Source organism: Brevundimonas sp. Marseille-Q4549 (assembly GCF_976940555.1).
The window spans coordinates 1,752,282-1,770,687 of sequence record NZ_CDRHXG010000001.1 but is presented as its reverse complement, the minus strand read 5'-3'; the positions used below and the strand labels follow the sequence as shown (position 1 = coordinate 1,770,687).

Here is an 18,406-nt window from a genome sequence, read left to right as displayed (position 1 = left end):
GCGTCGGTCATATGTTCAGCTCCAGGAAGATCAGGGCGAACACGGCGTCCAGCAGGATGATGGCGAAGATCGCCTGAACCACCGCCGCGGTCACTCGACGGCCCAGGCTCTCGACATCGCCGGCCACCGCCATGCCCTGACGGCAGCCGATGGCGGCGATGACCAGGGCGAAGACCGGCGCCTTAACCAGGCCGACCATCATGTGCTGGGCCATGCTGCCGTCCTCGAGCAGCCGCTGGAAGAAGAAGGCCGGTCCCAGGTTTAGGGACGACCAGCAGACGATCAGGCCGCCCAGCAGGCCGCCGATCATCCCCAGGAAGGTCAGCAGGGGCAGCATCAGCACCAGGGCGGCCAGGCGCGGCACGACCAGGGCCTGAAACGGGTTGACCCCCATCACCTCCATGGCGTCGACCTCCTGGTTCATCCGCATCGACCCGATCTCGGCGGCGAAGGCGGAAGCGGACCGGCCCGCCAGCAGCACGGCGGCGATGACCACGGCGAATTCGCGGAACATGGCCACGCCGATCAGTTGAACCGCGAACACCTGGGCGCCGAAGTCCGTCAGCAGGTCCACGCCGATGAAGGCCACGACCGCTCCGATGAAGAAGTTGGTCATCATGACGATGGGAATGGCGTCCAGACCCGCGCGCTCGGCCTGGCTGAACCACGCGGGCCAGCGGATCGCGCCGGGGTGTTTGGCGGCCTCGACCACCGCCGTCATCAGCCGTCCCAGGAAGGCCAGGGACAACACCGCCTCGGCCCAAAAATCATAGACCCCTCGCCCCACCTTGGCGAACGTGCGGGTGAAGGCGTCCGGCCGCTTGGGCGCCGGCGCGCTCTTGCGTTCCAGCACCTCGATCATCTGGTAGATTCGGCCGGCTTCGGGCCTTTCCTTCCACGCCCCCCTTGGCAGCCGCCCGTTCGACGCCTGCACCAGCGCCAAGGCGCCGGCGGTGTCGAAACGGCCCAGGTCGGTGGTGTCGATTCCGACGATATCGCGGCCGTCGAGGTCGCGACCCAGCTCGCGCGGCAGTCGTCCAAGCGCCGTCGTCGTCCAGTCGCCCGTCAGCCGCAGCTTCGCCGTTCCATCGGCGGCGTCCACGATCTCGTATTGCGCCGGGCTCATCAGGCCTCGGACGTCGAATTTGAATTCTGGACGGACATCGTCGCCCCCAACAGACCGTGAGACGGATCGGGCCGCGGCCCGTTCAGCCTCATGCGCACGCGGGCAGGCTTAGTCAACGCACGATGACATTGCGGCTGCGCTTTCAAGCGCAACTGTGTCGCGACTATGCGCTTCATGGGCCCTCCACCGCCACGCTGGCGTCGAACACCAACGCGGCCGAGGACGTTTTGTTCTGTCGAAGCCGAACCTTGGCCGGTCGCCTTATCGCAGAAGGTCCAGCAGCGAGGTGCTCTTCAACGAATTGACGATCTGCGCCGACGCCTGGATGGCGACCTGGGCCAGTTGCAGGTCGGTGATCGCCTTGGCAGGATCGTAGCCGCTCTTGTCCTTCATCATCTTCTGCAGCGCCGTCTTCTGCCCTTCGTGGGCGTCCAGCGCGGTCTCGACGTGGTTCTGGAGCAGGCCGTTCTTGGCCGTCTGATTGGTCAGCTCGGCGTTGACCTTGTCGAACTGATCCATCTGCGCCTTCAGGAAGGCCGTAACGTTCGCGTCCGGCTGGCCCGTCAGCGTGCCCGACCCCGCCGGCGTGTAGGTGACGCCGTTCACCGTCACCGGCGAACCGTTCTGGAAGGCCTGCAAGTTCCGGAACACCTCTGTCAGCGGGCCGCCCACTTCGTTGGCCAGGAATCCGGTCTCAAGCGTGGTGTTCTCGTCGATGCGCGACTTCTGTTTCAAGCTGTCGTTGGCGAAGGTCGATGCGGTCGATGGCGCAGCCGCCAGATCCGCCAGGGTCCTGGCCGTCGCAGGCGCCGTGTCGCCCCGCCCGCCGCCGAACAGATAGGCGCCCTGATGCTCGGCGTTCAGTCCGCCCACCACCGTCTGGTACTGCAGGCCCAGCTCGGTCATCAGATTGTCGATCCGTCCGGCCGCCAGCGAATTGGCGATCGCCTCGCGTGCGCCGGTTCCACCTTCGTAGATGCGGGTCAGGGCCATATCCTGCGCGCTCAGCCGCGCGGCGGCCGTCTCGCCGGTGGAGATGAAGCCTTCCAGCCGCGCCTGGGTGGACGTCAGGCTGGTCAGGGATTCGGCGCCCCGGCCATAGCCGGCCATGTCGGTGGCGATCTTCTCGCTGGCGATACGCTCCTGCGCCTGTTCCGCGCGGCTCTGGGCGCTCATCAGATCCAGCAGGGCGGACTGGTAGTTTCCGAAGGTGGCGACGCGCGTCATTTCAGCATTCCGATCAGAACGTCGTACATGTCCTTGCTGGCCTGGATCAGGCGGGCCGAGGCGTTGTAGGCCTGCTGGAAGGTGGTCATGTTGACCAGTTCCTCGTCCATGTTCACCCCTTCCGCCGATGTACGGCGGCTGTCCGCCTCGCGCGCCAGGGCGGTGGCGGTCTCGCTGCGGCTCTTGGCGGCCGCGGCCTTGCCGCCGATGTCGCCCGCGAAGTCGGCCGCATAGGCGGATAGCGTCTTGGTCCCGCCCGCGTTGCCGCCGGCCGCGCCGAAGGTGACGTTGCGCTTGCCCACATCGCCCAGCAGCAATCCGCCGCGTCCGTCGTTCTTGCTGAGCGCCGGCGTCCCCGCCGTCGCAGAAAGGTTCAACTGGGCCAGCGCCAGCTTGCCGGGGTCCTGCTGAATATCGCCGCGCACCGTATAGGCGCCCGCGCGCGTCGCACCGGTCGCCCCCAGGCCGAACAACTCCGACATCGACAGGCCCGACGGGTTCTGGGTCGTGCCGTCCTTGATCACGCTCATCGTCTGGGCCGAGGCGTCATAGGCCTTGAAGCTCAGCTTGCCCGCAGCATCCAGGCTGAAGGCGCCGTAGCGGCCGACGCCGCTGACCGGATCGTTCAAGGCCGTCAGCAGTTCGCCCATCGTTCCCGTCCCGGCTGGAACGGCGACGGTGACGTCGCGCATGCGCGAACCGGATTCGCCCGAGAAGCGGAACGTCAGGCTTTCCCCCGGATCGAAACCGTGCTGCGAGGCCAGCGTCAGTCCCGTTTCGTAGAAGGTCGGCGTCGTGGTCGTGACCAGGTCGTTCAACCCGAACCAATGGGAGAAGCCGCGCCCGCCCTTGGCGCTGGGCGTCGTCGCGTCGTCGGCGATGGCGACCCCGTTCCCGCCATTCCCGTCCAATCTCAGAACCCCGTCGGCGAAACTGGCCGTCGCCGCACCGCCCAGTTGGGCGTTCAGCACACTCAGAAAAGTCGTCGGGTCCGCCGCCACGCCGTTGACCGTCATGGTCGCGCCGGAAAAGACGATCTCGGCAGAAGCCTGGACCACGCCCGCGCCGTCGACGGCCGTGATGGTGGTCTTTCCGGTGAATCCCGCTAGGGCGGTCTCCAGCGCCTGGCCGGTGTTGCGGCCGTTCAGAACCGTCGGCGCGGGCACGCTGCTGTTGGCGTTATGGGCGCGGTTCAGTTCGTCGGCGAGGCGGGCGGTCAGTTCGCCCAACCTCGCGGCCGCCGCCGGCGCCTCGACGTCGCGCAGTTCGATCAGCCCCTTGATCTGTCCCGAAGACACCCCGTCCAGCAGCGGCCAGCGCGTCCCGCTGGGCTCGGTGATCATGATGTCCGAAAAGGCGGTCGTCGCATCCACCGTCCCGGCCGCCTGATAGGACAGCGTCGCGTGCCCCTCGCCCACCAGGGTCGTGCCCGTGCCGGTGCGCAAGGTGACGCCGCCGTTCGAGCGTGCTTCGACCTTCACATCCATATATTGCGACAACTGGCTGATAAGGCCCAGTTGTGCGTTCTGAGCGCCGGTCACGTCCTGGTTCGTGACCGATCCCGCCGCGATCGTCTTGTTCAGCTTGTCGATCTGCTCCAGCAGCGGATTGATCGTCTCGATGGCGTTCTGTAAGCGACCGTCCGCTTCCTGGCGCACCGACTGGATCTGGCTGGCGATGCCCGCCGCCTGATTGAACAGGGCCTGGGTCTTGTAGATGGTGTCCTGCCGCGCCGCCGACGAGGTGGGACTTTCGGCCATGGCCGCATAGCTGGCGAACAGTTTATCCACCTGGGCGAAGAAGCCGCTGTCGCCGCTGGGATCGCCGAACTGGCTCTGGATCTGGTTGTAGAGTTCGTAGCGGACGCCCTGGCGCGCGGCGTCGGCGCCTGCGCTCAGGCTCGCGGCCTGGAGGAAACGGTCGGTGGCCAGCCGCACGCGCGACACCTCGACCCCGGCGCCGAAGCCGGTCGTCACCGCCGCCGTCTGGTCGGTGATCTTGCGCACATAGCCGGCGGTGTTGACGTTGGCGATATTGTCGGAGGTGACGCGCAACTGCGCCTGGGCCGTCTGCAGGCCCGAGGTCGCGATGTTCATGATCGAATTCAGCGACACGGACGATCCTCCCCCTGCCCGCCCGGCAAGTCCTGCCCTGCCGCGCGCACTTCTTGCCCGGCCACGCGCTCGCGCCGTTCGTTCAGAACGTTGAAAACAAACAAGATTGCTGAACGGATCGCCGTCATGACCAACACGGGCCGCAAAGACTGCGCCAACTGACGAGACCTGACGAACCCCTCCGCGCCAGCCGGGCAAAAAAGGGCGATTGCGCGGCAAGAAACGCCCTTACGCTACCGACCGTCCCACAGGGAACGGTTGTTACTTGTTGTTTTTCCGTCGTTTTCATCATGGCCCAAGCCTTGCGAGGCGCGTCGCGAAAAACCGGGCGCAGCAAGCGCCGCCACGTCTTCGGAAGACAGCCCGCAGCCCATGCCCTCCACCGCCTTCCTGTTCGCGCCTGTCGCGCCGGCTTCCGCCGGAACGATGACGGCTGCGTTCGGAGCAGGGGATGCGGACACGAGCCTTTTCTCCCGCAAGATCGGCGAACTGCTGAAAGCCGGCTCGACTCCAGACGCACGCCCGGGCGCCAAAGGCCTGCCGCCCGTCGCCGCCGTCGCCACGTTCGAACAGGCGGAAGGCGATATGGCGCCGTCTGTCGTCGATGACGCTATCGCCGCTCCGGTCGAAGAGAATGCATCGGATCGCGGCGAGACCGACCAGCCCCTCGCCGCGGCGCCTGGCGATACGCCCGTCGCCGACCTCGTCTTCCCCGTCGCGCCAGCGATCCTCGCATCCGCCGTCGTTCCGCCGCCCGCGCCCGTCGAAACCCCACCTTCGGCTGTCGCTGGGGAAGCGCTTTCCCAGGCGGCGTCGGCTCCGCAGGGCGTCCTGACCTCGACCGACGCCGACGCGCCTTCCGACACGCCCATCGCACACGGAACGGGTCTGGCTGTTCCTGCGGACATCCTGGCCGCTTCGACCACCGACGCCGCCGTTCCGCCATTGCCAGAGCCGATCCTCGAGGCCGCCAAGGACAAGGCGACGCCCGCAGCCGACGAACTGCGAGCTCAATCCACAACGACGTCGGGCGCCCCGGCCTCGCCCTCTTCCGCTTTCGCGGCGACCGCAGCGAAAGCCCAGGCTGCCGTCGCCGCAAGGATTCCAGGCGAGCTCGCATCGCAGGCGATCCAGATCATCGTCTCCCAGACCGCGACATCCGACCAAACATCGTCGCCTCAAGCTCAGTCCGCCATCCTACAAGCGGCCCAGATCACAAAGGTCGAACAGGCGGACAAGATCGAGTCGAAAGGTCTCTCGGCGGCTTCGACAGAAACGCCGACGAAAACAACGCCTGCGGATTCTGAAGCCGTCATCAAGGACGCCCAGACGTCGGGAGCGCCCGCCAAGTCGTTGCATCATGGCGACCATGCGTCCGTTTCGCCTGTCGCGGTCGAGACGACTGACAAGCCGGCCGTGACGGAGGCGTCGAACGTCCGGAAACCGACGGGGACCGAAGCGTCGCCCGCGCCTGCCCCCGCCACGGCTTCGCCCGACGCCGCCGGCTCGCCCGCCTCGGCGCCCGTCGCCGCATCCGAGGTCGCGCAGGCCGTCGCGCCGCAGGACATGCCGACGCAACAGGCGGCGCCGTCCACGGACCGAAGCCCGCTCGCATCGCATCTGTCGCGCGCCACCATCGAGACCACCGCCCATCTGGCCGCCCAGATCGCGCGCAAGCTGGACGGACGCTCCACACGCTTCGACATGGTCCTGACCCCCGAAGACCTCGGACGTGTCGACGTCAGCCTGGAGATCGGTTCCGACGGCCAGCTGGCCGCCAGACTGGCCTTCGACAATCCCGCCGCCGCCGCCGAACTGCGCGGGCGCGCCGACGAACTGCGCCGCCAGCTTCAGGACGCGGGCTTCCAGGTGGCTGGCGACGCCCTGGATTTCAGTCAGCGCGATCCTTCCACGGGCGGCGGCGCCTTCGAGCGTCAGCAGCAACGCAACGCCCTGTTCAGCGGCGGCTCCCGTCTCGCCCGGGAAGCCGACGCCCCCCTCCCGGCGCCCGGCGCCTGGACCACCCTTTCCCAGACGCCTGACCGCGTCGATCTGAAGGTCTGACCCCATGGTCGCCGCCGTAACCTCCGACAACGCCTCGACCCGCATCAACAGCGGCAGCACGATGCTGGCCTCGAACTTCGAGACCTTCCTGACCCTGCTGACCACGCAGATGAAGAACCAGGACCCCCTGTCGCCGCTCGACTCCAACGAGTTCACGGCCCAGCTGACCCAGATGGCGGGCGTGGAGCAGCAGTTGCTGACCAACGACCTTCTGACCAGTCTGCTGAAGGCCCAGTCGGCGGGTGGTCTGGACAATGCAGCGAACTACATCGGCAAGAACGTCACCGCCGCCTGGACCGCGACCCAGCTGGAGGGCGGCAAGGCGACCTGGTCCTACGAACTGGCGTCGAACGCCGAGAACGTCACCCTGCAGGTGCTCGACAGCAAGGGCGCGGTTGTCTGGGAAGGCCCTGCGCCGGACAAGACCTCGGGCCTGCATTCCTTCACCTGGAACGGCCAGCTGAAGGGCGGCGGCGACATCGCCGACGACGGCGGGGTCTATACGCTGAAGGTCGCGGCCACCGATGCGGCCGGCGCCAAGGTCGGCGCCCAGACCCTGATCCAGGGCCGCGTCACCGGCGTCGAAATGTACAACGGCGAGCCGTATCTGGTGATCGGCGACTCCATACTTCCGCTTTCGACCGTGATCTCGCTGAACGAGATCACCACGAAGGCAAGCAACTCAGACGATACGGAGAATCCGAACGTCCCGACCGAGGAGGCGGCCGCATGATGCGCTCCGCCGCCTTCCCGATGACCGTCTTCGCTTAAGGAGCGACTTTCATGAGCCTCAACAGCGCCATGCTGGCCGGCGTGTCCGGCCTCGCCGCCAACTCCGCCGCCCTGGCGGCGATCTCGCAGAACATCGCCAATGTGAACACCGTCGGCTACAAGCGCACGGCCGCCGAATTCCAGACCCTGGTCAACAGCCAGACCTCGTCCGGCGGCAGCTATTCCGCCGGCGGCGTCACCACCAACAACCGGTCCTACATCAGCCAGGAAGGTCAGCTTCAGCGCACGACCTCCAGCACGGACCTGGCCATCGCCGGCCAGGGATTCTTCGTCGTGACGGACAAGGCCGAGGGCGTGGCCTCCACCGACACGCGCCTGTTCACCCGCGCCGGCGCCTTCACCGTGGACAAGCAGGGCTATCTGAAGAACAGCGCGGGCCTCTATCTGCAAGGCTGGCCCGTCGATTCCAACGGCGACATCTCCATCGACCCGTCTGACCTGTCGCGCCTGCGCTCGGTGAACATCGGTTCGGTCGGCGGCACGGCCGAGCCGACCACCCGCGTCCAGATCAACGCCAACCTGCGTTCGACCCAGGAAGCCAGCTCGGCCGCCAGCGCCCAGGCCTATAAGGGCGTATCGGACACCGCAGCGGCGTCTCACGACGTCACCGTGCGCTACACCCGCACCGGCGCCGACGCCTATGATGTGGTCATCAAGTCGGGCTCGCAGAAAATCAACGCCAGCGCGACCTTCGACCCGACGACCGGCGCCCTGACCGGCCTGACCGTCACTGGACAGAACTCCGGCACGGCAGCCGCTGTGGGCGGCCCGCCGCCCACCCAGATGCTGTTCACCCCGGCCAGCGGCACGCCCTACACCCTGAACCTGGCCGATATCGGCCTGGGGACCAGCGTCACGGCCAAGTCCAAGTACGACCCGACGGTCAACTCGATGGCCATGTACAACGCCGACGCCGACAACCCGGTCGGCGTGAAGCCCGACTTCAAGATGAACATCCCGGTCTCGGACTCCAAGGGCGGCCAGCGCAATCTGGAAATCCGCTTCCTCAAGAGCGACGAGCCGAACATCTGGAACGCCGAAATCGTCTCCGTGCCCGCCGACGACGTCGTCGCCGGCACGCCCTATACGAACGGGCAGATCAAGACCGGCAAGATCGCCTTCACCCCGTCGGGCCGCCTCGACGTGGAGACCATGCGCAACTGGCCGGCGGGCACGGGCCTGTTCGACGACCCGACCCAGGCCACTCTGGAGTTCGGCAAGTCCGACCCGAACAATCTGACGATGGCGCCCGGCCAGGTCGCCTGGGCCGAAGGTCTGGGCATCGCCGCCCAGTCGGTGACGCTGGACCTGAACACCTCGGCAGGCGGCCTCAGCCAGCTGAACACCGCCTCGGTCGTGCAGTCGACGGTCACGAACGGCACGGCCTTCGGCAATCTGAGCGAAATCACCATCGACGAGAGCGGCTTCGTCACCGCCATCTTCGACAACGGCGTCATGCGCCGCATCGCCCAGGTCGCGGTCGCCACCTTCCCCAGCCCCGACAGCCTGCGCGAAGTGTCCGGCAACGCCTACGCCGTCAGCCTGCAGTCCGGAACCTTCAACCTGAAGGCGGCGGGCACCGGCGGCGCCGGCTCCATCGCGGCGCAGCAGCTGGAGAACTCCACGGTCGACCTGTCGGCCGAATTCACCGGCCTTATCACGACGCAGCGCGCCTATTCCGCCTCGTCCAAGATCATCACCACGGCCGATGAAATGCTGGCCGAACTGATCAACATCAAACGCTGATCGGTGATTAGGCAGTCGTTAGCTTCAATGAATCGTCGCGCAAGCAAGGTTTACAGAGTCATTCGGGAAGGGACGGATTTTATCCGTTCCTTCACCACGACGCTTAAACGGCCCTTAGCCGGGCTCGCCTACATTCGCCTCAGTACGGTGTTGGTGAGAGAGGTCTAAGCCCATGTTGCAAGAGCGGCGCCTGAACAGCAAAGGCGAACAATACGTGGTCGGACCGACGGGCACGCCCCTGACCCTGAACGATCTCCCGCCGTCCAACACGGACCGCTGGGTGATCCGCCGCAAGGCCGAGGTTGTCGCCGCCGTTCGTGGCGGTCTGCTCAGCCTGGACGACGCCCTGGCCAAGTATCGGCTGACCGCGGAAGAATTCCTCGCCTGGCAGAAGGCGATCGACAAATGGGGCATGCAGGGGCTGCGCACGACGCGGATCCAGAGCTACCGTTCCTGAACGGTTTCCTCGAAGACCTTGAGGGCCGCATCCGGCGACGGGTGCGGCCCTTTTCGTTTGCGGGCCTCGAAATCGCGCCGGTTCGAGCCTAAATGGCGGCGATGACCCTGGTCGAAGACATCTGCCCCGTTCCCGACATTCGCCGCACCGACATGGATGCGGCGATCGAGAGCGCGCGGACGGCCGTCGGCCTGCCGGTCGGCGCGCGCGTGGTCGCGGCCATGTCCGGCGGCGTGGACTCCACAGTCGTCGCGGCCCTGCTGCACAAGGCCGGCTACGACGTCGTCGGTGTGACCCTTCAACTCTACGACCACGGGGCGGCGCTGAAGAAGAAGGGCGCCTGCTGCGCGGGCCAGGACATCCACGACGCGCGGCTGGCCGCCGACATGATCGGCATCCCCCATTATGTTCTGGATTATGAAAGCCGGTTCAAGGACGCGGTGATCGACCAGTTCGCCGACTCCTATCTGAAGGGCCAGACGCCGGTCCCCTGCATCCGCTGCAATCAGACGGTCAAGTTCCGCGACCTGCTGGACGTCGCCCGCGACCTGGGCGCCGAGGCCATGGCGACGGGCCACTATGTCCGGCGCGCCGCGCTCGGCAACCGCTCGCAGATGCGCAAGGCCGTCGATCATTCGCGCGACCAGTCCTACTTCCTGTTCGCCACGACGCAGGATCAGCTCGACTATCTGCGCTTCCCGCTAGCCGATCTGGAGAAGCCCCAGGTGCGCGGCGTCGCGGCCGATCTGGGCCTGAAGATCGCCGCCAAGCCGGACAGCCAGGACATCTGTTTCGTGCCGTCCGGCGACTATCGCACCCTGATCGACCGGCTGCGCCCCCAGGGCCGCGAGGCGGGCGAGATCGTCCACATGGACGGCCGGGTGCTGGGCGCCCACGCCGGCATCACCGACTACACCATCGGCCAACGCCGTGGCCTGAAGGTGGCGGTGGGCGAGCCCCTGTTCGTCGTCAAGCTGGAGCCAGAGACCCGCCGCGTCCTTGTCGGCCCGCGCGAGGCTCTGCTGACCAGGCGCCTGACGCTGGAAGAAACCAATTGGTTGGGCGACCAGGCCAGCATGGAAGAGGCCGCCCGCGACGGCGCGCCGGTCCTGGCGCGCGTGCGTTCGACTCGCCAGCCGTCGCCCGCCCGTCTGGCGATCGTCGACGACATCGTCTCGGTCGTTTTCGACCAGGGCGAGGAAGGCGTCGCGCCCGGTCAGGCCTGCGTCCTCTACGACCCGGTCGATCCCGACCGCGTGCTGGGCGGCGGCTTCATCGCAGACACCACCGCCGTCGCCGTTTAGCGCGTCACGCCGCCGCGAAGACGCAAAGGCGATGCCCGTCCGGGTCGCTGGCCACGAAGCCCCGCCCGTGCGGCAGATCGCACGGCGGCGTCAGGATGCGCGCCCCGCCGTCCCACCAGTCGACATGAAGGTCGTCGACGTCCGAGGCGCGGTCCACGGCAAACCCCACGGCCCTGGCGGGCTCCGTGGCTTCCGCGCTCCGCCGCCACAGGTTCAGCCGACGCCCTGACGCCAGGACCAGCGTGGCCCGATCCGGCCCGACCAGCACAGCGCGCCCCTGCAACAGCCGACCGTAAAAGCGCGCGCTGACCTCCGGGTCCGCCACGTCCAACAGAATGTCCTGACCTTGATCCATCGCGCCCTCCTGTCCTTGCGACAGGAACAAAGCTAGACCGCGCTGCTGCCAACTTCCGTCAGCAGGATTCCGATCCGCGCCTCAGCGCCTCCTGCTCCCGCCAAGCCTTCATCAGCGCTTGCCGCCGGCGCGGATACCGGCCCTGGCCCAGTTCGGCGGCCGAGATGCGGTCTGTGCGGAAACTGCGGAAATCCTGGCGCAGTTCGCACCAGGCCAGCACCAGCCGCACCCGGTCGAAAAAGGCCAGGGCGAAGGGCCAGACCACACGCTGCGACGCCACGCCCGCCTCGTCGCTGTAGAACAGGATCAGCCGCGTCTCCGTGCGGATCGCCTTCCTCAACAGGGCGGGATCGACGGTGTCCAGCGGCGCGGAGGCGCCCGGAACCACGAAGAGGGCCGAACTGTCCATCTCGTCGCGCAAATCCGGCGGCAGCACCGCGCCGATACGCGCCAGGGCGCTCAGCGCCGCGTCCCGCAATCGTACGTCCGCCCGCTCGACCACCCAGCGCGATCCCAGGACCAGAGCCTCGATCTCCTCGGGCGGAAACATCAAGGGCGGCAACAGGAACCCCGGCCGCAGCACATAGCCGATACCCGGCTCGCCCTCGATGGTCGCGCCCTGCGCCTGCAGGCTGGCGATGTCGCGATAGAGGGTGCGCAGACTAATGCCCATCTCTTGGGCCAGCACCTTGCCGCTGACCGGCCGACGATGCCGCCGCAGGACGTTCAAAAGATCGAAAAGGCGCTCGGATCGGGACACGCCCGGATCCCTATCAGACCTGCTGCCAGAAAGCGGCAGCACAAGGCACTATCGGCCTGCGGGTTGCGTGTCTTGCCCTTCTTGGTAGATGCGGTCTGCCTTCGCGCAGTAGGGATACGTGAGGTCATAGAGAGGGCCGTCGAGGCGGCACGAATAACAGACTCCGGCGCTGGTCCTGCGCACCTCGACGTCGCTTTGAGGGGCGAGAGAAGCCAACAAGCGTCTGCACTGGTCCTCACGCTTGTACGCCCACGCTCCAGAAAGGGCCGCCACGGCGACGACTGTTCCAATCAGCGATTTGGCGAACAGTTTGCTCACGCCGCCTCGGTCATTGGCTAAGCCGCTTCCTTTGGCATCACATCCCCGACGGTCGGTCGATTTTCGGAGCGGACCAGCAGGATGTCGCGCGGCTTCACGATCTCGCCGCAGCAGCCGCAGGCGATGCGCGGCGTCAGGGTCTGTCCGCAGGTCTTGTGGACCATGTCGATGCCGCTGTCGGCGTCGCCATAGACGTGTTTGGCGCCCCAGCCGTGCAGCGTCACCAGGACGCCGTACAGATCCTTGCCCTTGGCCGTCAGCACATATTCGTTGCGCGGTGGTCGTTCGGAATAGGGACGCGGCTCCAGCACTCCGTGCTGCACCAGGCTTTTCAGGCGGGCGGCCAGCACGTTGCGGGCCACGCCCAGATTGTCCTGCCACTGTTCGAACCGCGTCACCCCGTTGAAGGCGTCACGGATGACCAGAAGCGTCCACGGGTCGCCGATCACCTCCAGCGTGGCGGCGATGGAGCAGCTTTGGCGGCTGTAGTCGGCGGTGCGTCCCATAAATGGAAAGTGACCCCGCGTCAGCCTGTTGGCAAGAGGGTTGCCAATCGGAACGCAGTCAGTCAGTCTCGTTTGGCAACGGACAAGCCGCTCTCCCCGGCGCGTCGTCCTTGTTCCTTGACTGGCGGAAGGCCGATTCCTGGAATCGGGCCTTCCGTCCCCTTGTCGCCTGACGCAGGATCGCGCTCATGACTCCGCTGGTTCCCCTGGACGACGTTCTGGCCTTTGGCGCGACGGAGGACGGCGCGCTGTCGACCGTGGTTCCGGGATGTTTCTCGAACGGTCCCGCCGGACTGCCCCCGGAAAAGGGCTTTCCCTTCGGCGGCCTGCTGGCGGCGCTGTGTGCGCGCTCCATGCGGCGCGGGCTGGGGCTGGAGACGCCGTTAAGAACCTTGTCGGTGCAGTATCTGGCCGCCGCCGCCTTTGACGCGCCCTTGGCCTTTCGCCCGCGGCTGCTGCGCGGGGGCCGCAATGTCCTCTATGCGGCCGTCGAGGCCGATCAGGACGGTCGCCTGACTCATCACGCCACGGGCACCTATGGGCGCGACGGCCAGACCTCGTCGCTGTCGCCGCTGCGTCGGCCGCCGCCCCCGCTGAACAGCCTTGACCCAGCCGCCACCATCGGCGGGCCTATGGCCCCGCACTTCGCGCGACACGTCGAATATCGCTTCGACGGCGGCCCCAATATCCTGGGCGGCAATGCAGGCAAGCCCGCCATGGAACGCACCTGGATGCGGATGCGGGACAGCGGCCCTTTGGACGAAACCAGGCTGTGCTACCTGCTGGACGCCCTCTACCCGCCCGCCTGGACGCTTAGCCCGACGCCCGTCGCCATGACCACCGTGGACTTTCGCATCGACATTCTGGCCGATCCGACGCCCCAGAACGCGCCCGACGGCTGGGCCTTCTTCGAGTTCAGCATGCTGGACCTGGGCCTGGGCTGGACGGTGGACGAGGCGACGGCCTGGGGCGTCGGCGGCACGCCGCTGGCCGTGGCGCGGCAACGTCGACGACTGCTGCCCCAACGCGGGGGCTGACGACGCGGCGCGGTTCGGTCTAACCTTGGGCGCGGGCCGTTCTCCGCGGTCTTCGGAGTGGTCCAGATGCGTCGTCGAAATCGTCTTTTCGCGGTCTCTCAAAGCGTCGTCGTTCTGGGCGGCTGTCTGATGCTTCAGGGCTGTGTCGTCGGCGCGGTTGTGGGCGGGACCGCTGCTGTCGTGGGCGGCGCGGCCAAGGCCACGGGCGCGGTCGTCGGCGCGGGCGTGGACGCCGTCACCACCTCGGACGAGGAGACCCGCGCCCGCCGCGAGCGGGAACAGCGGCAGTACGAACGTGAACAACGCCGCTGCGAACAACGCCAGCGTCAGGGCAAGAGTTGCTGAGGTGACGCCGGTCGTCCTCGTTCCCGGTCTGGCCTGCACGGCCGAGATGTTCGCGCCCCAGGTCGCGGCGCTCAGCCCCCACAGGCCCGTCAGCATCGCCTCGACAGCCGAAGGCGACAGCATGGCCCGGATGGCCGCCGCCATCCTGCGCGACGCCCCGCCCCGCTTTGCCTTGGGCGGGATTTCGATGGGCGGCTACATCGCCTTCGAGATCATGCGTCAGGCCCCGGAGCGGGTTGAGCGGCTGGCGCTGCTGGACACCACCGCCCGCCCCGATGCGCCCGAACAGACCGCCCAACGCCAGACCCTGATCGCGCGCGCCGAAGACGGTCAGCTTGAGACCATCATGCGCGAGATCGCGCCACGCCTGCTGCACCCGCTGCATAAGGGGGATCAGACCTTAATCGACGTACAGGTTCGCATGGGTCTGGAGGTCGGCGCCGCCGGTTTCGTGCGCCAGCAAAGGGCGATCATCGGCCGGGCGGATTCACGCCCCGACCTGCCCGGCCTCCACGTTCCGACGCTGGTTCTGGTCGGCGACCGCGATCCCCTGACCCCGCCGATCCGAGCGCGCGAAATGGCCGACGCCCTGCCCGACGCCCAACTGGTCATCGTCCCCGACTGCGGCCATGCCTCGACACTGGAACAGCCGGCCGTCGTCAATGCGGCCCTGCTGGACTGGCTGAACGCCTAAAGGCTCAGCACGCACCGCTCGTTGATCGTCGGGCGGGCCACCTGAATGCGGCACAGGCCCGGCCATTCGGGCTTCAGCGTCCGGGCGAACCATAGGCACAGGTTCTCCAGGCTGGGCAGCTCCAGCCCCGGATGTTCGTTCAGCATCCCGTGGTCCAGCGTCTCCGCCGCCGCCTTCAGCGCCCGGTCCAGTGCGCCCAGATCCGCGACCCAGCCATGTTCGTCGTCCAGCACCTCTGACCGCACCGTCGCCTCGACCGTGAAGGAATGGCCGTGGACGCGGCGATAGATGCTGCCCTCGGGCTCGTTGGGGAAGTGGTGGGCGGCGTCGAACGTCGCCTGTTTGGTGATCTCGAAGACGGGCATTAGCGGACGCCGATGTATTTGTGGGTCTGGACGCTCAGGCGCCATTGGGGGTGGGTCAGGCAGTATTCGATGGCGGCGGCGGTGTTGGCGGCCTGATCCGGCCCGTCCATCGGCTGAAGCCAGAAGCGTTCGAAATCAAGATGTTCGAACCGATCCGGCATGGCCTTGGCCTGGGGAAAGACCAGTTTCAGCTCGGCCCCGCGCGTCTGCACCACCGGCGCATCGGCCTTGGGGCTGATGCAGATCCAGTCGATCCCGTCGGGCGCAGCCAGCGTGCCGTTCGACTCGATGGCGATTTCAAAGCCCCGCGCGTGCAGGGATGCGATCAGAGGCGCGTCCAGTTGCAGCAGCGGCTCGCCCCCGGTGCAGACCACCAGTTTCGGATCGCCCGCCCGCCCCCGCCACATCGCCGCGACATGATCGGCCAGCAGATCTGGCGTCGCGAACTTGCCGCCCCCGCCGCCGTCCACGCCGACGAAATCAGTGTCGCAGAAGGTGCAGACGGCGCTGGCCCGATCCTGCTCGCGACCGCTCCACAGATTGCAGCCGGCGAAGCGCAGGAAGACCGCCGGACGGCCCGCCTGCCCGCCCTCGCCCTGCACCGTCAGAAAGACTTCCTTGGCCGAATACGTCATTGGCCCGACGCCCATTCGTCATAGCCCGCAGCGCGCAGTTCGCACGCCGGACATTCGCCGCAGCCATAGCCCCAGGCGTGGCGATGCGTCCGGTCGCCCCGATAACAGGTATGGCTGTCCTCGACGATCATCTGGACCAGCGCCTCTCCGCCGATCTGACGGGCCAGTTCCCACGTCCGGGCCTTCGTCAGCCACATCAGCGGCGTCTCGATCACCACCGGCTTGTCCAGCCCCAGAGACAGCGCCCGCGCCATCGCCTCCATCGTGTCGTGACGACAGTCGGGATAGCCCGAGAAGTCGGTCTCGCACATGCCGCCGACCAGCACCTCCAGCCCGCGCCGGTCCGCCAGCGCCGCCGCCGCGACCAGGAAGATCAGGTTCCGCCCCGGCACGAAGGTCGTCGGCAGGCCGCGCGCATCCATCTCGATCTTGCGGTCGGCGGTCAGGGCGCTTTCGGCGATCCGGCCGTATCCGGTCAGGTCCACCACATGATCGTCGCCCAGCCGGTCGGCGTAGTGTGGCAGGGCCTTCGCCATGCCGTCGCGCACGGTCTGGCGCGCCTGCATCTCGACCGCATGCCGCTGGCCATAGTCGAAACCGACCGTCTCGACCCGCTGGAACCGTTCCAGCGCCCAGGCCAGGCAGGTCGCGCTGTCCTGCCCGCCGGAGAACAGAACCAGGGCCGATGTGGGGGTCTTTTCCAGGATGACGCTCATGACAAACCTGCGGTCGGCCGGTCGGCCGCGCGCATGCACAAAGGGATGAAGACCCAGATGGGTCGGGCGGGCCTCATACACCAGCCCTGGCCGGGGTGCAAAACGCAGCCGCCTTCCCCGCCTTTCCGGTCTTGCGGCGCTTAACGATTCCTCAAGCGAAGTCAGTCAGATTGGGCGATGTAGGGAGTTCCAGGCGGCATGCCGACAGTCGAGAGTCTTTGCGAGCGGGTAAACCCCGTCGGTCCGGCGACGCTGGGCCAGGATGTACTCACGCGTTTCCGCCAGGAGCCGAACACCCTCGTCATTCCGGTCGTCGAGAACGACCGCCCCTTGGGACTGATCGAGCGCACGGCCTTTCTCGAAAAGATCGCCGGTCGCTTCGGTCACGCCCTCTATGACGCCCGGCCCGTCACCTTCGCCATGGACGACGAACCCGCCGTGGTCGAGGGCCACGTCCGCCTGGACGCTCTGTGCGACATCATGCTGCGGGGCGGCCCCGCAGCCCTGCTGCGGGGTTTTATCGTCACCAGGAACGGCCTCTATCAGGGTGTCGGCACCGCCGCGACCCTGCTTCAGGTCGTCCATGATCTGCAGCGCGAACAGAACGCCCTGCTGGCCGACCAGGCCGTCGCTCTGCACGACACTCGCGCCCAGGCCGTCGCCGCCGCGCGCGCCAAGAGCCAATTCCTGGCCGTCATGAGCCACGAGTTGCGCACGCCGATGAACGGCGTGTTGGCCGTCGCCGAACTGCTGCGCCGTCAACCGCTGAACGCGGCCGCCCAGGCTCACGTCCAGACCATCGTCGATTCGTCCGAAACCCTGCTGCGCATCCTCCAGGACGCGGTCGACCTGTCCAAGGCCGAGGCGGGCGAACTGGAACTGACGCCCGCCCCCACGCCGCTGCGCGCCCTTATGGACGAGGTCCAGGCCTTGTGGGAGCCGCGCGCGTCCCAGGACGGCGTCACCCTTCTGGTCGGCTATGAGGGCGACACCGAACTGGCCGCGATGATCGACGGCGCCCGGCTGAAACAGGTCTTCAGCAACCTGATCGGCAATGCGCTGAAATTCGCCCGCAACGGAGTTGTCGAAGTCGGCCTCAAAGCTTGGGTCGAGGGCGATCAGACCCGCATGGAAGCGCGGGTTCGCGACGACGGCCCCGGGGTCGACGAGGATCAGATCGAAGCCCTGTTCGAACCTTTCGGCCAGGCCGCCGGCCTCGACGGCGCGGGCCTGGGCCTTTCCATCTGCCGCCAGGTGATCGACCGGATGGACGGCCGCATCTGGGCCGAGAACAACAAGGGCCGCGGCGCCACCTTCGCCTTCGACGTCAGCGCGCGCCGCGCCCTGATCGAAGCCGAGACGCCGTCGAACGTCTCGACTCTGTCGGAACTGAACCTGAAGTCCGCGCCGCACATCCTTATCGTCGATGACAACGCCACGAACCGGGTGGTGGCCCAGGCCCTGTGCGAAATGTTCGGCTGCAGTTCCGAACTGGCGGAAGACGGACAGGAAGCGGTCGAGGCCGTGCGGGAAAACCGCTACGATCTGATCCTCATGGATATCAAGATGCCGCGCATGGACGGCGTCCAGGCGACCCAGGCCATCCGCACCCTCGAAGGTCCCGCCGGCCGCGTTCCCATCGTGGCCCTGACCGCGAACGCCGATCCGGAAGACGCCAAACACTATCTGTCGATCGGCATGGCGGCCGTCGTGGAAAAGCCGATCAAGCCGGAACGCCTGCGCATGGCGATGAATGCGGCCCTGGCGCCCGCCGAAACGGAGGAGGTCACACAAGACCCGGTCATTGCGGCCGACGATGGCCCGCGCCGGTCGCGCGGCTGAGGA

18 protein-coding genes are annotated in these 18,406 nt (G+C 67.2%); 9 read left to right on the top strand and 9 right to left on the bottom strand.

Features of this window, described 5'->3' with window-relative positions; translation table 11 throughout:
- Positions 1–7 precede the first annotated feature (7 nt).
- From ACWPV3_RS08665 to flgK, 3 genes are all read right to left on the bottom strand, one after another.
- Positions 8–1,126, bottom strand: a complete 1,119-nt coding sequence (locus ACWPV3_RS08665; protein ID WP_312735226.1) for an MlaE family ABC transporter permease — start codon at positions 1,124–1,126, stop codon at positions 8–10.
- A gap of 261 nt (positions 1,127–1,387) precedes the next feature.
- The gene (locus tag ACWPV3_RS08660) at positions 1,388–2,353 is read right to left on the bottom strand and encodes a flagellin (RefSeq protein WP_453977605.1); all 966 of its coding nucleotides are present in this window, start codon (positions 2,351–2,353) and stop codon (positions 1,388–1,390) included.
- Positions 2,350–4,449: a flagellar hook-associated protein FlgK gene (flgK, locus tag ACWPV3_RS08655; RefSeq protein WP_453977604.1), complete on the bottom strand. Its 2,100-nt coding sequence runs from the start codon at positions 4,447–4,449 to the stop codon at positions 2,350–2,352. Before flgK ends, ACWPV3_RS08660 begins: the two co-directional genes overlap by 4 nt.
- Before the next feature lie 390 nt (positions 4,450–4,839).
- Between flgK and ACWPV3_RS08650 the strand changes: the two genes are divergently transcribed.
- The 5 genes from ACWPV3_RS08650 (at position 4,840) to mnmA (ending at position 10,830) form a co-directional block, all read left to right on the top strand.
- Entirely contained in the window at positions 4,840–6,531 is a 1,692-nt protein-coding gene (locus tag ACWPV3_RS08650) for a flagellar hook-length control protein FliK (RefSeq protein WP_453977603.1), read from the top strand.
- 4 nt (positions 6,532–6,535) lie between these two features.
- Positions 6,536–7,264, top strand: a complete 729-nt coding sequence (locus ACWPV3_RS08645) for a flagellar hook assembly protein FlgD (RefSeq protein ID WP_312735220.1) — start codon at positions 6,536–6,538, stop codon at positions 7,262–7,264.
- 50 nt (positions 7,265–7,314) lie between these two features.
- Positions 7,315–9,069, top strand: a complete 1,755-nt coding sequence (gene flgE / locus ACWPV3_RS08640; RefSeq protein WP_292178137.1) for a flagellar hook protein FlgE — start codon at positions 7,315–7,317, stop codon at positions 9,067–9,069.
- Positions 9,070–9,241: 172 nt separating this feature from the next.
- Positions 9,242–9,526: a CtrA inhibitor SciP gene (gene sciP, locus ACWPV3_RS08635; protein WP_026108337.1), complete on the top strand. Its 285-nt coding sequence runs from the start codon at positions 9,242–9,244 to the stop codon at positions 9,524–9,526.
- 92 nt (positions 9,527–9,618) lie between these two features.
- Entirely contained in the window at positions 9,619–10,830 is a 1,212-nt protein-coding gene (mnmA, locus tag ACWPV3_RS08630; RefSeq protein WP_453977602.1) for a tRNA 2-thiouridine(34) synthase MnmA, read from the top strand.
- Positions 10,831–10,834: 4 nt separating this feature from the next.
- Here the strand turns inward: mnmA and ACWPV3_RS08625 are convergent, their stop codons facing one another.
- From ACWPV3_RS08625 to ACWPV3_RS08615, 3 genes are all read right to left on the bottom strand, one after another.
- Positions 10,835–11,185: a VOC family protein gene (locus ACWPV3_RS08625; protein ID WP_292089372.1), complete on the bottom strand. Its 351-nt coding sequence runs from the start codon at positions 11,183–11,185 to the stop codon at positions 10,835–10,837.
- Between the two features lie 58 nt (positions 11,186–11,243).
- Positions 11,244–11,945, bottom strand: a complete 702-nt coding sequence (locus ACWPV3_RS08620; protein WP_453977601.1) for a helix-turn-helix transcriptional regulator — start codon at positions 11,943–11,945, stop codon at positions 11,244–11,246.
- A gap of 335 nt (positions 11,946–12,280) precedes the next feature.
- Positions 12,281–12,769 carry a winged helix-turn-helix transcriptional regulator gene (locus ACWPV3_RS08615; protein ID WP_292089370.1) on the bottom strand — a complete coding sequence of 163 codons (489 nt, stop codon included), beginning with the start codon at positions 12,767–12,769 and terminating at the stop codon, positions 12,281–12,283.
- 188 nt (positions 12,770–12,957) lie between these two features.
- Here ACWPV3_RS08615 and ACWPV3_RS08610 point away from each other — a divergent pair, with 188 nt between their 5' ends.
- The 3 genes from ACWPV3_RS08610 to ACWPV3_RS08600 all read left to right on the top strand — a co-directional run bounded on the left by ACWPV3_RS08610 (position 12,958) and on the right by ACWPV3_RS08600 (position 14,845).
- Positions 12,958–13,806 (top strand): thioesterase family protein, encoded by an 849-nt coding sequence (locus ACWPV3_RS08610; protein ID WP_453977600.1) that lies wholly within the window; start codon positions 12,958–12,960, stop codon positions 13,804–13,806.
- 66 nt (positions 13,807–13,872) lie between these two features.
- Positions 13,873–14,151: a hypothetical protein gene (locus tag ACWPV3_RS08605; RefSeq protein ID WP_292089367.1), complete on the top strand. Its 279-nt coding sequence runs from the start codon at positions 13,873–13,875 to the stop codon at positions 14,149–14,151.
- A 1-nt stretch (position 14,152) separates the two neighbouring features.
- The gene (locus ACWPV3_RS08600; protein WP_453977599.1) at positions 14,153–14,845 is read left to right on the top strand and encodes an alpha/beta fold hydrolase; all 693 of its coding nucleotides are present in this window, start codon (positions 14,153–14,155) and stop codon (positions 14,843–14,845) included.
- Here ACWPV3_RS08600 and ACWPV3_RS08595 read toward each other — a convergent pair.
- Genes ACWPV3_RS08595 through queC form a run of 3 tightly spaced genes read right to left on the bottom strand, consistent with a single transcriptional unit; the run spans position 14,842 to position 16,561 of the window.
- Positions 14,842–15,210, bottom strand: a complete 369-nt coding sequence (locus ACWPV3_RS08595; RefSeq protein WP_453977598.1) for a 6-pyruvoyl trahydropterin synthase family protein — start codon at positions 15,208–15,210, stop codon at positions 14,842–14,844. The two genes, ACWPV3_RS08600 and ACWPV3_RS08595, sit on opposite strands and share 4 nt — an antisense overlap.
- Entirely contained in the window at positions 15,210–15,845 is a 636-nt protein-coding gene (gene queE / locus ACWPV3_RS08590; protein ID WP_453977597.1) for a 7-carboxy-7-deazaguanine synthase, read from the bottom strand. The genes ACWPV3_RS08595 and queE overlap by 1 nt, the downstream gene beginning before the upstream one ends.
- Positions 15,842–16,561, bottom strand: a complete 720-nt coding sequence (gene queC / locus ACWPV3_RS08585) for a 7-cyano-7-deazaguanine synthase QueC (protein WP_453977596.1) — start codon at positions 16,559–16,561, stop codon at positions 15,842–15,844. Before queC ends, queE begins: the two co-directional genes overlap by 4 nt.
- Positions 16,562–16,759: 198 nt before the next feature.
- On the opposite strand from queC, the gene ACWPV3_RS08580 reads away from it, so the two are divergent.
- On the top strand, positions 16,760–18,403 hold the full coding sequence (locus ACWPV3_RS08580; protein WP_453977595.1) for a response regulator: 1,644 nt from the start codon (positions 16,760–16,762) through the stop codon (positions 18,401–18,403).
- Positions 18,404–18,406 lie beyond the last annotated feature (3 nt).

What these genes read in the sequence shown, in the direction of transcription:
- ACWPV3_RS08665 (WP_312735226.1), bottom strand. Translation starts at nt 1,126, where the DNA reads ATGAGCCCGGCGCAATACGAGATCGTGGACGCCGCCGATGGAACGGCG.
- ACWPV3_RS08660 (WP_453977605.1), bottom strand. Translation starts at nt 2,353, where the DNA reads ATGACGCGCGTCGCCACCTTCGGAAACTACCAGTCCGCCCTGCTGGAT.
- flgK (WP_453977604.1), bottom strand. Translation starts at nt 4,449, where the DNA reads ATGAACATCGCGACCTCGGGCCTGCAGACGGCCCAGGCGCAGTTGCGC.
- ACWPV3_RS08650 (WP_453977603.1), top strand. Translation starts at nt 4,840, where the DNA reads ATGCCCTCCACCGCCTTCCTGTTCGCGCCTGTCGCGCCGGCTTCCGCC.
- ACWPV3_RS08645 (WP_312735220.1), top strand. Translation starts at nt 6,536, where the DNA reads ATGGTCGCCGCCGTAACCTCCGACAACGCCTCGACCCGCATCAACAGC.
- flgE (WP_292178137.1), top strand. Translation starts at nt 7,315, where the DNA reads ATGAGCCTCAACAGCGCCATGCTGGCCGGCGTGTCCGGCCTCGCCGCC.
- sciP (WP_026108337.1), top strand. Translation starts at nt 9,242, where the DNA reads ATGTTGCAAGAGCGGCGCCTGAACAGCAAAGGCGAACAATACGTGGTC.
- mnmA (WP_453977602.1), top strand. Translation starts at nt 9,619, where the DNA reads ATGGCGGCGATGACCCTGGTCGAAGACATCTGCCCCGTTCCCGACATT.
- ACWPV3_RS08625 (WP_292089372.1), bottom strand. Translation starts at nt 11,185, where the DNA reads ATGGATCAAGGTCAGGACATTCTGTTGGACGTGGCGGACCCGGAGGTC.
- ACWPV3_RS08615 (WP_292089370.1), bottom strand. Translation starts at nt 12,769, where the DNA reads ATGGGACGCACCGCCGACTACAGCCGCCAAAGCTGCTCCATCGCCGCC.
- ACWPV3_RS08610 (WP_453977600.1), top strand. Translation starts at nt 12,958, where the DNA reads ATGACTCCGCTGGTTCCCCTGGACGACGTTCTGGCCTTTGGCGCGACG.
- ACWPV3_RS08605 (WP_292089367.1), top strand. Translation starts at nt 13,873, where the DNA reads ATGCGTCGTCGAAATCGTCTTTTCGCGGTCTCTCAAAGCGTCGTCGTT.
- ACWPV3_RS08595 (WP_453977598.1), bottom strand. Translation starts at nt 15,210, where the DNA reads ATGCCCGTCTTCGAGATCACCAAACAGGCGACGTTCGACGCCGCCCAC.
- queE (WP_453977597.1), bottom strand. Translation starts at nt 15,845, where the DNA reads ATGACGTATTCGGCCAAGGAAGTCTTTCTGACGGTGCAGGGCGAGGGC.
- queC (WP_453977596.1), bottom strand. Translation starts at nt 16,561, where the DNA reads ATGAGCGTCATCCTGGAAAAGACCCCCACATCGGCCCTGGTTCTGTTC.
- ACWPV3_RS08580 (WP_453977595.1), top strand. Translation starts at nt 16,760, where the DNA reads ATGCCGACAGTCGAGAGTCTTTGCGAGCGGGTAAACCCCGTCGGTCCG.